Consider the following 14,099-nt stretch of genomic DNA (forward strand, 5'->3'; position numbering starts at 1 on the left):
ATGATCGTGCATCACCGTCGGCGCTGCCAGCCGCGTTGCGCTGCGCGCGATGTTCTGCGATGCGCGCGGGGTGGGCGCCGAGCGCGCGCTACTCCGCGCGGCTGTCGTCGATGCGCCGCGCGAGCGCGGTGTAGTAGTCGGCCGACGCCCGATTGCCTTGCTGGCGCAGGCGTGCGGAGGTCTCCAGCGCCGCAGCGCGTGCCTGCGCGAACACGTGGTCGTCCTCGTCGGGGCGCAGGCCGTCGCTGGCCACGGCGCGCAAGGTCGCATCGAAGCGCACGGCCGCCATCAATCCTCCTGCGTGCAGCAGGAGTAGGCCCTGCGCCGGGCGGCCATCCTGCATGCGGCCGGCGAAGAAGGCATAGGGCTCGGCGGTGCCGGCGCGGACGATGCCGAGCCCATCGGCTGCCCCGTTCCGGCACTCGCCGAGCCAGCGCGCGGGAGCGGCGTCCAGGTCCGCGGGCGCCTCGAACCGACACGGCGCCGCTGGCGGCGCCGCCAGGGCGGGAAGGGCGGCGCATGCCGCGATCAGGCACGCCATCACCCTGGCGGTGTTGCTACGCATCACGGTCACGGATCGGTTCTCCTCGGTGCTGCGCCATAGCGCGGTTAGCGCGCCATCGTAGCGCGACGGACGGCGACGCCTGTGGCGACAGCGTGGCGGCCGCGACGGCCTGCGCTTCGCGAAGCGCGGCGCGCAGTCGGTCCAGGTCAAGGGAAGAGAGGTGTGGGCTTCGGACGGCGTCGGCGAGCAGCGACGCGCGTGCTGCAGGAGGCGCCTGTCGGCACACCTTGCCTTGGTGACGCGGCATCGTCGGGTTTGCGTTCAGCGCGATTGCATCGCCGGCGGGTACCTGCGGGCCGGCAACGTGTGGCAGCGAGTAGCGTCCGCCCTCCGGCATGCGTGGCAAGGGCGCGGCGCCGCCGCGAAGATGCATCGCACTGCGCAGCCTTCCGCGACGAGCGCAGCTTCCGCGACGAGCGCAGCTTCCGCGACGAGCGCAGCTGGCGCGACGAAGCGCGACGCGGATTGCGCGACACGTTTTGGTGCGGCGGCCGGCTTCGGGCCTGCCACGCCTGCGAATGCGCAGCGCGCGGCGGCACGCGGACGTGTTACGGCAATGCGGCCAGGAATGCCTGCAGCGCGATGGCGACCTCGTCCGCATGGCCGAGAAACGGGGCGTGCCCGCCGCCGGCGACGATGTGCAGTTGGGCCTGCGGCGCCAGGGCGGACGCGGCCTGCATCCCGGCGTCCGACACCAGTCGATCGCGTTGGCCGCCGATCCATAGGCTGGGCACGCGCAGCGTCGGCAACGCGCGGCGCAGGTCGGTGCGTTCGAGCAGCGCCAGGCCGTCCTGCAGCGCGCGCGCGTCCGGCTCGCCGCGTGCGATCAGCGTCTCGCGCAACATGCGCAGCTCCGCGCGCGCATGCGCCGAGCCGAGCGTGTCCAGCGCCAGGAAGCGGTCCAGCGTGCCGCGGTAGTCCTCGCCCAGGTCGCGGCCGAACTGGGCGAAGACCTGCGGTTCCACCGCGTGCGGCCAGTCGCCGCCGCGCACGAACCGCGGCGTCGCCGCGAGCATCGCCAGGCCGCGCACCTGCGGTTGGGTCGCCGCGGCATGCAGCGCGAACAGCCCGCCCAGCGACCAGCCCAGCCATGCCGCCGGCGGCGTCGCCGCGGCGATCGCGCTGACCACGTGCGGCAGCGCCAGCGGGGTGTCGTCGTCGCGGCTGTGACCATGTCCGGGCAGGTCCACCAGGTGCATGCGGTAGTGCGCCGACAGGCGCGCGACGAGCGGCGCGAAGATGCCGCCGTGCAGCGCCCAGCCGTGGATCAGGACCAGATCGGGGCCTTGCCCCACCGTTTCGATATGCATCGTCGATCGCGTGCCAATGGAAGGGAATCGGGCGAGGCGGCGGTCAGCGCGCCGCGCGCAGCGCCAGCAGCCGTGGCAGCAGCACGCGCCATTGCTGCCGCGGATAGCGCCATGTCAGCCACGCCGACCAGCGCTGCACGCCCTCGCCGCGCTGGATCGCCGCGCTCAACCAGTCGATGTCGAAGCCCTCCCAGACCCCGGCCACGCTCGACAGGTTCGGTGCCAGGCGCGGATGCACGTCGCGCAGCAGCATCTCCCGCAGCGTGTCCGGCCTGTAGGGCGAGGCGGCGAGCACCGCGGCGATGTGCGGGTGGCGCAAGGCGACATCGGTGTCCAGGTACAACTCCGACAGCGCTTCCCACACCTCGCGGCGCGCCGCGAGGTCGTCGCCGCTCATGCGGGCAGGCCGACCGGATGCGCGGCGAGGCGGTCGCGGGCCAGCGCCAGCGCATCGAGCAGCGCCTGCACCTGCGCCGGCGTGTGCAACGCCGACAGCGTCACCCGCAGGCGCGACTTGCCGTCCGGCACGGTCGGCGGGCGGATCGCCGAGACCAGGAAGCCGGCCTGCTCCAGCGCCGCCGACAGCGCCAGCGCGCTGGCCTCGTCGCCGCACAGCAGCGGCTGGATCGGGGTGTCGGAGGACATCAGTTCCAGGCCATGGCGGCGCGCGCCGCCGCGGAACGCGGCGATCGTCTCGGCCAGGCGCTCGCGCCGCCACTGGTCGCGCCGCGCCAGCTTGACCGCGGCCAGCGAGGCGGCGGCCTGCGCCGGCGGCAGCGCGGTGGTGTACAGGTAGGGCCGCGCGGTTTCGGCCAGATGCCGGATCAGCGCCTCGTCGCCGACGACGAGCGCGCCGTAGCCGCCCAGCGCCTTGCCCAGGGTCACCAGTTGCAACGGCACGTCGGCCACGCCGAGCCCGGCCTCGGCCACGCAGCCGCGGCCCTGCGGTCCGAGCACGCCGACGCCGTGCGCGTCGTCCACGTACATCAGCGCCTGCTGCGTGCGCGCGACCAGGGTCAGCGAGCGCAGCGGAGCGATGTCGCCGTCCATGCTGAACACGCCATCGGTGGCCAGCATCGCCGCGCCGTCGGCGGCGTGCTTGAGCTGGCGCATCGCGCCTTCGGCATCCAGGTGCGGATAGCGGCGCAGGCGGCAGCCGGCCAGGCGGGTGGCGTCGAGCAGGCTGGCGTGGTTGAGCCGATCCTGCACGCACACGTCCTCTTCCTCGCTCAGCAGCGCCTGCTGCACCGCCAGGTTGGCGATGAAGCCGCTGCCGAACAGCAGCGCCTGCGAGTAGCCGAGCCAGTCGGCGACCTCGCGTTCCAACTGCTCGTGCAGCGCGTGGTGGCCGCACACCAGGTGCGAGGCGGTCGCGCCGGCGCCCTCGCGCGCGGCGGCGTCCTGCAGCGCGGCCACCACTTCGAACTGTTGCGCCAGGCCGAGGTAGTCGTTGCTGCAGAAGCCGGTCAGCCAGCGGCCGTCGACTTCCAGGCGCACGCCGTCGCGGCGGCCGACGCTGCGGCGCACGCGGATGCGGCCCTGCGCTTGGCGCAGCGCGCGCTGGGACTGGATGCGGTCGTACAGATCGGGGCGGGCCATGGGCGGCGAGGGCATGGGGTGGCTGGCTAGCGTAGCGCGTCCCCGGCCGCGCCGGGCGCGCGGGCCCGGTGCGGCGGCGGGACGCGCGCTGGGACGGCGCGCCGGGGCGAGGGCCAGGCCGGGATCAGGCCAGCGCGGCGTCGATGGTGCGCCCGCGCGACGGCGCCGCGGTGATGTCCGCGTGCACGGTGCCGGGATGGTCGTGCGCGTCGGCGTCCACCGTCACCTGCATCGGCCGCAGCCCCAGCCGCGCGAACAGCGCCTGGTCGCGCTCGGTGTCCGGGTTGCCGGTGGTCAGCAGCTTCTCGCCGTAGAAGATCGAGTTGGCGCCGGCGCAGAAGCACAGCGCCTGCAGTTCGTCGCTCATGCTCTCGCGCCCGGCCGACAGCCGCACCATCGCCTGCGGCATCGCGATGCGGGCCACAGCGATCGTGCGCACGAACTCGAACGGGTCCAGCTCGACCGTGCCGTGCAAGGGGGTGCCGGCCACCTGCACCAGGCGGTTGATCGGCACCGAATCCGGATGCACCGGCAGGTTGGCCAGCGCCTGCAGCAGGCCGGCGCGCTGGTCGCGCGACTCGCCCATGCCGACGATGCCGCCGCAGCAGGTCTTCAGCCCGGCGTCGCGCACGTGGGTCAGGGTATCCAGGCGGTCCTGGTACTGGCGGGTGTGGATGATCGAATCGTAGAAATCCGGCGCGGTGTCCAGATTGTGGTTGTAGTAGTCCAGCCCGGCGGACTTCAGCGCCTGCGCCTGCGCGCCGTCGAGCATGCCCAGGGTGGCGCAGGTTTCCAGGCCCAACGCCTTCACCTCGCGGATCATCTCCGCCACCTTCGGGATGTCGCGGTCCTTGGGCGAGCGCCACGCCGCGCCCATGCAGAAGCGCGAGGCGCCGGCGGCCTTGGCCTGGCGCGCCTTGTCCAGCACCGCCGCGGTGCTCATCAGCTTCTGCGCGTCCACGCCGGTGTCGTAGCGCTGCGCCTGCGGGCAGTACGCGCAGTCCTCCGGACAGCCGCCGGTCTTGACCGAGAGCAGGGTGGACACCTGCACCTGCGCCGGATCGAAGTGCTCGCGGTGCACGGCGGCGGCGCGGTGCAGCAGTTCCGGGAACGGCAGGTCGAACAGGGCGAGCAGTTCCTGGCGTTGCCAGTCGTGTCGGACGACAGCGGACATGGGGGTTTCCTGACGGTCAGCGGCTGGGAAAGCGGGCAGTCTGGTGAGCATGGATATCCCTGTCAACTTCGCCAGTGACTTTCAGGTTGACGGAAGCTGGCGGCGCCTGCAGCGCTGGCTGCTGCCGGAGCGCTGCCTGGTCTGCGGCGAACGCGGTGCCGCCGGGCTGGACCTGTGCCCGGCCTGCCGCGTCGCGCTGCCCTGGAACGTCGGCGCCTGCATGACCTGCGCGTTGCCGCTGCCGGCGCTGGATGCCGGCCAGGTCTGCGGCGCCTGCCAGCGCAAGCCGCCGCCGCTGACGCTGGTCGCCAGCGCCTGCGTGTACGCCGCGCCGGTGGACGGGCTGCTGCGCCGCTTCAAGTTCCACCAGGATCTGGCCGCCGGGCGCCTGCTGACGGCGCTGCTGCGCGCGCGCTGCGGCGATCTGGCGCGCCCGCAAGCCTTGCTGCCGGTGCCGCTGCATGCGGCGCGACTGCGCCAGCGTGGCTACGACCAGGCGCTGGAACTGGCGCGGCCATTGGCGCGCGCGCTGGGCCTGCGCTTGTGCGACGGACTGCAGCGCGTGCGCGCGACGGCGCCGCAATCCGAACTCGATGCGCGCGCGCGTCGGCGCAACCTGCGCCATGCGTTCGCGGTCCGCGCGCCGTTGCCGCAGCACGTGACCCTGATCGACGACGTGATGACCACCGGCGCGACCCTGCACGCCGCCGCGCAGGCGCTGCGCCGCGCCGGTGTGGCGCGGGTCGATGCGTGGGTGGTGGCGCGCGTGCCGTGAGCGTGGGGGTCTATCGTGTGGGGACCCTGGTGGCTGGTAATACCTTCGGAAAGTGTCCTGTAGGAGCGGCTTTAGCCGCGACGGGCTTTACAAGGAACGCCTCGTCGCGGCTAAAGCCGCTCCTTGTATCTGGACATGAGGCCCACGTGGCCTTATGTCTTCCGACTGATCATCGGAGCAGTGCGGGAAGCCCAGTCGCTCCTAAAGCCACGAGCTTGCATTGTAGATTGGCTCCCGCATTGCATATGCTGGCCCATCGGTGTCCGTACGGTATCCAGAGTCCGCCGCAGGCGTGAACTCGCATCCACAAGGCAGGACCGGGCGCAGCGGTGATCGTGTTCACCCTACGATGGAGGAATTCCCCATGTCCCCAGTCGTCGGTATCGACGTCGCCAAACACCGTTTCGACCTGGCCATCGACCTGGCCAACGGCAAGTACCGCACCAAGGCCAAGCTTTCCAACGATCCGAAGGGGTTCCAGGCCCTACGGACGTGGCTGCAGAGCCATGCGCAGGCGGACAGCTGGATCGTGATGGAAGCCACCGGCACCTACCACGAGGCCCTGGCTGAGTTCGTGCACGCCTTGGGCTACCGCGTATGCGTCCTCAACCCGGCGCAGACGGCGCTGTATGCCCGCAGCCAGCTGACTCGGGTCAAGACCGATCGCAGCGATGCCAAGCTGATCGCCAGCTACGGCCTGCGCCATGCGTCGCAATTGCGGCCGTGGCAGCCCGATCCGCCGGCGCTCAAGCACCTCAAGGCGCTGGTGCGTCGGCGCGAGGACCTGCTGCAGATGCTGCAGATGGAGCGCAACCGCCTGGACGTCGCCGCGCCGGTGGTGCGCGCCTCGCTGCTAGAGACTATCGGCCAGCTGCAAGCGAACATCGCCCAGATCGAACGGGCCATCGACGACCAGATCGACCAGGATCCTACCCTGCGCGGGCAGCGCGAGCTGCTGGTCAGCATCGACGACATCGCCGAGAGGAGCGCGGCGCTGTTGCTGGCCGAGCTCGGCGACGTGGAGCGCTTCTCCCAGGCCTCGGCGGTGACCGCCTTCGCCGGGTTGAATCCACGGCTGCAGGAGTCCGGCAAGCGCAAGGGGCAGGCCTGCATCTCCCGTACCGGCTCCCCACGCCTGCGCGCCGGCCTGTTCCTGCCGGCCTTGGTCGCCATGACCCACAACCCGGTCGTGCGTGCGCTGAAACAACGCCTGCGCGAACGCGGCAAGGCCAACAAGCAGATCATCTGCGCCGCCATGCGCAAGCTGCTGCATATCGCCTACGGCGTGCTCAAATCGCGCACGCCCTTCGACCCTCAAAAGGCCCTTGCCTGTTAGAGGGGAAGACGGTATCTACAGGGCAAACCGCATCTGACGGGATTGTGGCGAAAGCAGATTGTTGGAGGTGCCCTGGAAGCGCGCGCATGGGCGGTGCGCTTGCCTGTCGCGAGAAAACGCCGGTGCGTGCTGCGGTGCGCGCGCGTCGGCCGACATGCCGCGGCGGCGCTATGCGCCAGCGGGACGATGGGGGCCGCCATGCAGAGAAGCGCCTGCGTTCATGGCGACCTCGGCTGGCGCCCGGGTCTGTGCGCATGAACGATGTGCAGACGTGCGCGGCTTTATGATCGTCACTCGGGCAACAACGACAGGAGTTTGCGATGCGCTGGAAGGCTTTGGGTCTGTCGATGGCGCTGTGTGTCTTCGGTGTCACCGGCTGCGGGTACTACGATGCGCCGGACGCCGCCGCCGCCAGCCCGGTGAAGGCGAAGATCGAATGGCGCCTGGCCAGCCATGCGCCCACCCCCGACTATGTCCAGGCCGACTACCACGGGAAGCCGGTGTACCTGGCACCGCAGGCGTTGCTGGTCGTCGAAGAGGCCGCGACCGTGGCGCCCGCCGACAACGACGATGGCCAGCCAGCGCTGGATCTGCGGTTTCCTGGACACGGCCAACGCCTGACCCAGGCCACCGAGCAGAACGTCGGCAAGCCGATCGCGCTGCTGGCCGACGGCCAGGTGGTGACCGTGGCCACGGTCATGGCGCCGTTGCCGGGCGACAGCCTGCGCATCAGCGGGCTGCAGGACGTGCAGGAACAGCAGCGGGTGTTCGCGCTGTTGACCCACGCGCCGGCCGCGCCAGCACAGGACGCTAAGCGCTAGAAGGTGTCGGTGCGATGAGGAGCGGCGGCTGCCGCATTCTCTTCAGACCCTGCGTAACCCTGCGTGGGGCGAGCCGGTGGCCCGGTGGGCGACGGGCGCGCGCCTGGGGTGCGTGCCTTGGCGTCACGATGTCAGCTTGCGCGCCGGCGAGGCAGCCTTTTGCGCGGTCTTGCATGGTGCTGCGCATCGGCGATGACTACGCGACTGTCTGGCACGAGGGCCGGCCCGCGCAGGATCGAGTTTCCGAACACGGCGCGCGCCGCGGGTGATCGGCAACAGACGCTAGGCCGCGCGCAGCGCCAATGTCGAGGCGATGCCGGCGAAGATCGCCAGGCCCACCCAGTTGTTGTGCAGGAAGGCGCGAAAGCAGGGCCCGCGTTCGCGGTTGCGGGCGATGCGGAATTCGTAGGCGACCAGCAGCACCGCGATGCCCAGGCCCGCCCAGTACCAGACCCCCAGCGCGGCGCGAAGGCCGACGAAGGTCAGGGCGACGAACATCAACGCGTACAGGATGCCCTGCGCGACCAGGTCCAGGTCGCCGAACAGGATCGCGGTGGACTTGGAGCCGGCGCGCAGGTCGTCCTCGCGATCGACCATCGCGTACCAGGTGTCGTAGGCGGTGGCCCACAGGATGTTGGCCGCGTACAGCAGCCAGCCCAGCGCCGGCACCTCGCCGCGGATCGCCGCGAACGCCATCGGGATGCCCCAGCCGAAGGCCATGCCCAGATAGACCTGCGGCAGGTAGGTGTAGCGCTTCAGGTAGGGGTAGCTGGCGGCCAGGAACAAGCCGACCACGCTGAGGCCGATGGTCAGCGCGTTCATCGTCAGCACCAGCGCGAAGGCGGCCAGCATCAGCAGCGCGAACACCACCAGCGCCTCGCGCCCGTTGACCGCGCCGGTGGCCAGCGGCCGCGTGCGGGTACGTTCGACCTGCGGATCCAGCCAGCGGTCGGCGTAGTCGTTGATCACGCAGCCGGCCGAGCGGGTCAGCCACACGCCGGCGGTGAACACGCACAGCGTCCACAGCGGCGGCAGGCCGTCGGCGGCCAGCCACAGCGCCCACCAGGTCGGCCACAGCAGCAGCAGCACGCCGATCGGGCGGTCGCCGCGCAGCAGCTTCCAGTACTGGCCCAGGCGCGCGCGTGGCGGCAGCGCGGCGGGCGTGTCGTAGCGTTCGTAACCCATCGCGCAAGGGTAGCAGTCGCGTCGGTCCGGCGGCAGCGCGATGCGGTCGGCCGAGCCCGGTGCAAGGGCGATTGCGCGCGGCAGTGCGGCGTCGCGCCGCCGCCGAGGCGTCCCGATACCGTGCCAGGACACGTCGCCGCACCGGTGTCGATGCGGCGCGGTCGGGGTTGGCGACCCATCCGCGTCGCCACGACAATCGGGCGCTGACGTGCGAAATGTGACGGACCAAGGCCAAGACCATCGCCAGGTGGGAGACCGACGTCCCCAAGGCCGGGCAACCAGTGGTGCGCAGCGAGGTCAAGCAGATCCACTGGAATGCAATGGTCGAATGGCGGCGCGCCTGCTCTTGCCGAAGCCGAAGCCAGGAACGACCAGCAGGCGGCGGACGCCGCGCGTCCGGCCGGATCTCAGTCCATGGCCGCCGCAGACCAGGGTGAGCGGCGGCTGGGGCCGGCCATCGCGGCCTGCGATCGCCATGGGGGAGACGCGGCGCGCGGTTTGCCGTTAGAATGCGCGTCCGTTGCGCCCGTAGCTCAGCCGGATAGAGTAGTGGCTTCCGAAGCCATTGGTCGGGGGTTCGAATCCCTCCGGGCGCGCCACCCAGTACTACGCTTTTTTTCCGCATCGTCTTTCCGACGATCGCGTGCTCGGCAATCAGCCCGCTGAAGCCGGGCCGCCGGAACGCGCGGCGGCGCTGGTCAAAGCCTCGCTGCAGGGATGCTGGAGCAGCACCCGGAACTGAAGCCGCACCGCGCACGGCAGCGACGCGGCTATCGTATGCGGATGCCTGCGCTCATCTTCCCCGTTTTCGCTCTTGTGCTTGCCCGCCCCGCCGCCTGCTGCGCCGCAGATGCCGGCACAACCGGCCCGCGCCTGCGCATCGGGTGCGCTGCGCAGATCCGCACACGGGTATGACCATTCAACGTATCGCCAGTCCACGCACGGCCTTGCCCAAGCCCGCGGTGCGCCGGCTCGGCGCGGACGATGCGCTGGCCTATCTGCGAGTGGGCGAGGGCGCACCGGTGCTGCTGGTGCACGGCGCCCTGTGCGACTACCGCTACTGGGCGCCGCAGTTGCGCGGCCTGGCCGATCGCTTCCAGCTCAGCGCGCTGAGCCTGGGCCAGTACTACCCACGGCTGCCCTCGGCGTCGCGGCATGCGTTCGGCTGGCGCTGGCATGCGCGGCAGCTTGCCGCCTTCATCGCCGAGGAAGCGCGACCCGTGCATCTGGTCGGGCATTCACGCGGCGCCGCCGTGGCCTGGCAGGCGGCGCTGCTGCGGCCGGACGCCATCGCCAGCCTGACCTTGTTCGATCCCGGCGGTCCGCAGCCGCATGGCCTGGCGCCAGAGGTGCAGGCGATCCGCGCGCAGACGCTGGCGTTGCTGCACGGCGGCCAGGTCGAGGCGGGCCTGGAGTGCTTCGTCGATTCGGTCAGCCAGCCCGGCGCCTGGACGCGCAGCAGCGCCAGTTTCCGGCAGATGGTGCGCGACAACGCGCAGACCCTGGCGCCGCAGATCGCCGATGCGCTGCCGGCGTACCAAGCCGAGCAGGCCGCCACCCTGGCGATGCCGGTGTTGCTCGTCGCCGGCGAGCACAGCCCGGCCCAGTACCGCGACAACGCCGCCGCGCTGGCGGCATGGCTGCCGCGTGCTTCCCACCAGTTGCTTGCCGGTGCCTTGCACGGCATGACCTTCACGCATGCGCGGCGCTGCAACGCCCTGCTGGCCGATTGGGTGGCCGCGGCGAGCGATTGAGCGCGGACGACAGTGTCTGAGTCCATGCGCGTTTGATCGCGCCGAGTGCCGAAGCGCCGGCAAGCATTGCCTCGCGTCGGCATCACCCCGCTAGGCGGGGTGCTCCCGGGGCGGGCGGTCCAACGGCGGTCGCCGTCGCCTGGCCACGGTCCAGTTGCCGGTAGGCGATGGCCTCGGTCAGATGTGCGGTGCCGATGCGCTCGCTGCCGTCCAGGTCGGCGATGGTGCGCGCCACGCGCAGGATGCGGTGCAGCGAGCGCGCCGACAGCCGCAGGCGGTCGATGGCCTGTTCCAGCAGCGCCTCGTCGCGCGCTTGCAGGCGGCAGTCGCGCAGCGTCTCGCTGTGGCCGAGCTGGCCGTTAGGCCGGCCTGCGCGTGCCTGCTGGCGTTGCCGCGCCTGTTCCACGCGCTCGCGCACGGCCGCACTGGTTTCGCCGGGCGGCGCGTCGGCGCGCAACGCTTGCGGCGGCAGCCGCGCCACCTCCACGTGCAGGTCGATGCGGTCCAGCAGCGGCCCGGAAATGCGCGCGCGGTAGCGGCGGATGCTCTCGTCGCTGCAGCGGCAACGGCCGCTGGGATCGCCCGCCCAGCCGCAGGGACAGGGATTCATCGCCGCCACCAACTGGAAGCGCGCGGGAAACTCGGCGCTACGCGCCGCGCGCGACACGGTGACCTGTCCCGATTCCAGCGGTTCGCGCAGCACTTCCAGCGCGTGCCGGTTCCACTCCGGCAGTTCGTCCAGGAACAGCACGCCGTGGTGCGCCAGCGAGATCTCGCCGGGGCGCGGGTGCGTCCCGCCGCCAACCAGCGAGACCGCGCTGGCGGTGTGATGCGGGGCGCGATAAGGGCGTTGCCGCCAACGCGATGGGTCCAGGCCGCGGCCGCTGACCGAGGCGATCGCCGCCGTTTCCAGCGCCTCGGCCTCGCTGGCCTCGGGCAGGATGCCGGGCAGGCGCGAGGCCAGCAGGGTCTTGCCGCAGCCGGGGCTGCCGATCAACAGCAGGTGGTGATGGCCGGCGGCGGCGATCTCCAGCGCGCGCCGTGCCTGTGCTTGCCCGCGCACGTCGCTCAAGTCGGGAAACGGCATGGCCGCGGCGGGCGGGGCTTCGGCGGCCGGCAGCGTCTTGGTGCCGTTCAACAGCGCGCACACCTCGAGCAGGGTGCGCGCGGTGAAAGCCTGCACATGGCCCGCCAGCGCGGCCTCGGCACCGTTGCCGGCCGGCACGATCAGCGTGCGCCCGGCCTGGGCCGCTGCCAGTGCCGCCGGCAGCACGCCGTCGACCGGGCGCAACTCGCCCGTCAGCGCCAGTTCGCCGAGGAACTCGTACTGCCCCAGTGCCTGCGGGTCGAGCTGCCCGGCGGCGGCGAGGATGCCCAGGGCGATCGGCAGGTCGAAGCGCCCGCCCTCCTTGGGCAGGTCGGCGGGAGCCAGGTTCACGGTGATGCGGCGCGCGGGGAATTCGTATTGCGCGCACAGCAGGGCGGCGCGGACGCGGTCGCGGGATTCGCGTACCGCCGCCTCGGGCAGGCCCACGATCTGCGTGGCCGGCAATCCGCCGGACAGATGGACCTCGACCCGAACCGGAGGCGCAAGCACCCCCGCGCGGGCACGGCTGTGCACCAGCGCCAGGCTCATGATGGCGGGTGGATCAGGCGTGCGCGGAGGGCGCGTCGCCGCTGCGCGCGGCTTCCAGCGCGGCCACGCTGCGTTCCAGCGCGTCCAGCTTCTCGCGCGTGCGCAGCAGTACCGCGCGCTGCACTTCGAATTCCTCGCGGGTGACCAAGTCGAGCTTGCCCAGCCCGGCCTGCAGCGCGCTCTTGAAGGTGCTCTGCAGTTCGTCGCGGGATTCGCGCAGGCCCGGCGGTACCAGGTCGCTGAGGCGGCGGGCGAGGTCGTCGAGGTGGTTGAGGTCGATCATGGCTGTACTCCGGCAGGTGACGCCAGACTGCGGCACCCGGCGGGTCGGGACCATCGGTGTCCGGCGTGGCGCGCTGTCGGAAAATTCCGGCGGTGGGGCGCGCGGCCATTTGAACCCGGCGGCCGGGCATCGCGCAACCGCGTTATCCTGAGGCCATTGTGATTGGAGAAAGCCGCATGAAGATGATCATGGCCGTGATCAAGCCGTTCAAACTCGACGACGTGCGCGAAGCGCTCGCCGCGCAGGGCGTGGCCGGCATCACCGTCACCGAGGTCAAGGGTTTCGGCCGGCAGAAGGGCCACACCGAGCTGTACCGCGGCGCCGAGTACGTGGTCGATTTCCTGCCCAAGGTGAAGCTGGAAGTGGCGGTCAGCGAGGAGCAGGTCGAGCGCGTGCTCGAGGCGATCGTCCAGGCGGCCGGCACCGGCAAGATCGGCGACGGCAAGGTGTTCGTCTACGACCTGGGGACGGTGGTGCGGATCCGCACCGGCGAACTGGATGCGGACGCGCTGTAGCCGGCGCTGATCCCGCGTTTGCAGGGATTGGGTGAGCCGCTACAGGCTTTGCCGGGAACGTCCGTCGCGGCTGAAGCCGCTCCTACAGCGGGTTGGCCGCTGCGCCTTCGCATCCCTGCCACGGTGTGGCTGGCTGGTCGAACGGAGCCGATGATGCCAGTGGCGACTGCGCGTGCGATTGGCGCCAGAGCACGATCCCGGCCGCCGAGATGGCGCCAGCAGGCCGCCATCTCGACGCTGCACCGGCGCATGCCCGAAAGCGCGCGCCGATGCCGACCAAGCGTCAGCCGCCCAGCGCCTCGGCCACGAACGGCGGCAGCACCTGGGTGCCGGTGTGCAGGTGCGCGCTGTAGTAACGGGTGGCGAAGGGCTTGGCCGCGGCGTCGGCCTGGCGGAAGTCGAAGCCGCCGGACTTGCGCGCCAGGGTCACGCTCCACCAGCCGGTCGGATAGCACGGCTGCGGGAACGGCACGGTGTGGAAGCTGGCGAAGCCGGCCTTGCCCATCTCCGCGCGCATTTCCTTGATCAGGTCCAGCAGCGCCAGCGGCGATTCGGACTGCTGCACCAGGATGCCGTCGTCCTTCAGCGCCTTGAAGCAGCTCTCGTAGAAGGCCTTGTTGAACAGCCCTTTGGCCGGGCCGACCGGGTCGGTGGAGTCGACGATGACGATGTCCACGCTGCCGGCCGGGCAGTTGGCCATGTAGGCGATGCCGTCGTCGAACAGCAGTTCGGCGCGCGGATCGCCATTGGATTCGCACAGTTCCGGGAAGTACTTCTCGGCCATGCGCGTGACCTGCTCGTCGATGTCGCACTGGGTGGCACTCTCCACGCCCGGGTGCTTGAGCACTTCGCGCAGGGTGCCGCAGTCGCCGCCGCCGATGATCACCACGCGCTTGGGCGCGGCGTGGGTGAACAGCGCCGGGTGGCTGATCATCTCGTGGTAGAAGAAGTTGTCGCGCGTGGTCAGCATCACCGCGCCGTCGATCACCATCAACTTGCCCCAGTCGGTGGTGTCGTAGATCTCGATCTTCTGGAACGGCGACTGCACTTCGTCCAGCTTGCCGGTGATGCGGTAGCCGATGGCCGAGCCGGTGGGCTGGAAGTGTTCGATGTACCAGTTGTCGTTGGCGGTCATGCGGATGTCCT

14 protein-coding genes and 1 tRNA gene are annotated in these 14,099 nt (G+C 71.1%); 6 read left to right on the top strand and 9 right to left on the bottom strand.

Going from position 1 to position 14,099, the window contains the following annotated elements; genetic code table 11:
- Positions 1-88: 88 nt before the first annotated feature.
- The 5 genes from AB3X07_RS02525 to bioB all read right to left on the bottom strand — a co-directional run bounded on the left by AB3X07_RS02525 (position 89) and on the right by bioB (position 4,648).
- Positions 89-574, bottom strand: a complete 486-nt coding sequence (locus AB3X07_RS02525; protein ID WP_369942466.1) for a hypothetical protein — start codon at positions 572-574, stop codon at positions 89-91.
- A gap of 539 nt (positions 575-1,113) precedes the next feature.
- Entirely contained in the window at positions 1,114-1,875 is a 762-nt protein-coding gene (bioH, locus tag AB3X07_RS02530; protein WP_369942467.1) for a pimeloyl-ACP methyl ester esterase BioH, read from the bottom strand.
- 43 nt (positions 1,876-1,918) lie between these two features.
- On the bottom strand, positions 1,919-2,272 hold the full coding sequence (locus tag AB3X07_RS02535; RefSeq protein ID WP_369942469.1) for a DUF7079 family protein: 354 nt from the start codon (positions 2,270-2,272) through the stop codon (positions 1,919-1,921).
- Positions 2,269-3,474 (bottom strand): 8-amino-7-oxononanoate synthase, encoded by a 1,206-nt coding sequence (bioF, locus tag AB3X07_RS02540; protein WP_369944627.1) that lies wholly within the window; start codon positions 3,472-3,474, stop codon positions 2,269-2,271. The genes AB3X07_RS02535 and bioF overlap by 4 nt, the downstream gene beginning before the upstream one ends.
- Positions 3,475-3,598: 124 nt before the next feature.
- Complete coding sequence (gene bioB / locus AB3X07_RS02545; protein WP_369942471.1) at positions 3,599-4,648, bottom strand: biotin synthase BioB; 1,050 nt, start codon at positions 4,646-4,648, stop codon at positions 3,599-3,601.
- Between the two features lie 49 nt (positions 4,649-4,697).
- On the opposite strand from bioB, the gene AB3X07_RS02550 reads away from it, so the two are divergent.
- The 3 genes from AB3X07_RS02550 to AB3X07_RS02560 all read left to right on the top strand — a co-directional run bounded on the left by AB3X07_RS02550 (position 4,698) and on the right by AB3X07_RS02560 (position 7,580).
- Positions 4,698-5,423, top strand: coding sequence for a ComF family protein (locus AB3X07_RS02550; protein ID WP_369942473.1), 726 nt, complete (start codon positions 4,698-4,700; stop codon positions 5,421-5,423).
- Between the two features lie 364 nt (positions 5,424-5,787).
- A complete protein-coding gene (locus AB3X07_RS02555; protein WP_369939527.1) occupies positions 5,788-6,759 on the top strand; it encodes an IS110 family transposase in 972 nt (323 codons plus the stop codon).
- Between the two features lie 320 nt (positions 6,760-7,079).
- On the top strand, positions 7,080-7,580 hold the full coding sequence (locus AB3X07_RS02560) for a SecDF P1 head subdomain-containing protein (RefSeq protein ID WP_369942475.1): 501 nt from the start codon (positions 7,080-7,082) through the stop codon (positions 7,578-7,580).
- 282 nt (positions 7,581-7,862) lie between these two features.
- Here the strand turns inward: AB3X07_RS02560 and ubiA are convergent, their stop codons facing one another.
- A complete protein-coding gene (gene ubiA, locus AB3X07_RS02565; RefSeq protein ID WP_369942477.1) occupies positions 7,863-8,765 on the bottom strand; it encodes a 4-hydroxybenzoate octaprenyltransferase in 903 nt (300 codons plus the stop codon).
- A 522-nt stretch (positions 8,766-9,287) separates the two neighbouring features.
- Here ubiA and AB3X07_RS02570 point away from each other — a divergent pair.
- Both AB3X07_RS02570 and AB3X07_RS02575 read left to right on the top strand, forming a co-directional pair.
- Positions 9,288-9,364: transfer RNA gene (locus tag AB3X07_RS02570), tRNA-Arg, on the top strand.
- Between the two features lie 312 nt (positions 9,365-9,676).
- Positions 9,677-10,519 (top strand): alpha/beta fold hydrolase, encoded by an 843-nt coding sequence (locus AB3X07_RS02575; protein ID WP_369942478.1) that lies wholly within the window; start codon positions 9,677-9,679, stop codon positions 10,517-10,519.
- Between the two features lie 82 nt (positions 10,520-10,601).
- Here AB3X07_RS02575 and AB3X07_RS02580 read toward each other — a convergent pair whose 3' ends face one another.
- Positions 10,602-12,155 carry a YifB family Mg chelatase-like AAA ATPase gene (locus AB3X07_RS02580; RefSeq protein ID WP_369942480.1) on the bottom strand — a complete coding sequence of 518 codons (1,554 nt, stop codon included), beginning with the start codon at positions 12,153-12,155 and terminating at the stop codon, positions 10,602-10,604.
- 13 nt (positions 12,156-12,168) lie between these two features.
- Complete coding sequence (gene ubiK, locus AB3X07_RS02585) at positions 12,169-12,438, bottom strand: ubiquinone biosynthesis accessory factor UbiK (RefSeq protein WP_369942482.1); 270 nt, start codon at positions 12,436-12,438, stop codon at positions 12,169-12,171.
- Positions 12,439-12,614: 176 nt separating this feature from the next.
- Between ubiK and AB3X07_RS02590 the strand changes: the two genes are divergently transcribed.
- Positions 12,615-12,953, top strand: coding sequence for a P-II family nitrogen regulator (locus tag AB3X07_RS02590; protein WP_369942484.1), 339 nt, complete (start codon positions 12,615-12,617; stop codon positions 12,951-12,953).
- Positions 12,954-13,236: 283 nt separating this feature from the next.
- Here AB3X07_RS02590 and speE read toward each other — a convergent pair whose 3' ends face one another.
- The gene (gene speE / locus AB3X07_RS02595) at positions 13,237-14,088 is read right to left on the bottom strand and encodes a polyamine aminopropyltransferase (protein WP_369942486.1); all 852 of its coding nucleotides are present in this window, start codon (positions 14,086-14,088) and stop codon (positions 13,237-13,239) included.
- Positions 14,089-14,099 lie beyond the last annotated feature (11 nt).

Origin of the sequence: Xanthomonas sp. DAR 35659, from assembly GCF_041242975.1 — a bacterium.
GTDB classification, from domain to species: domain Bacteria; phylum Pseudomonadota; class Gammaproteobacteria; order Xanthomonadales; family Xanthomonadaceae; genus Xanthomonas_A; species Xanthomonas_A medicagonis.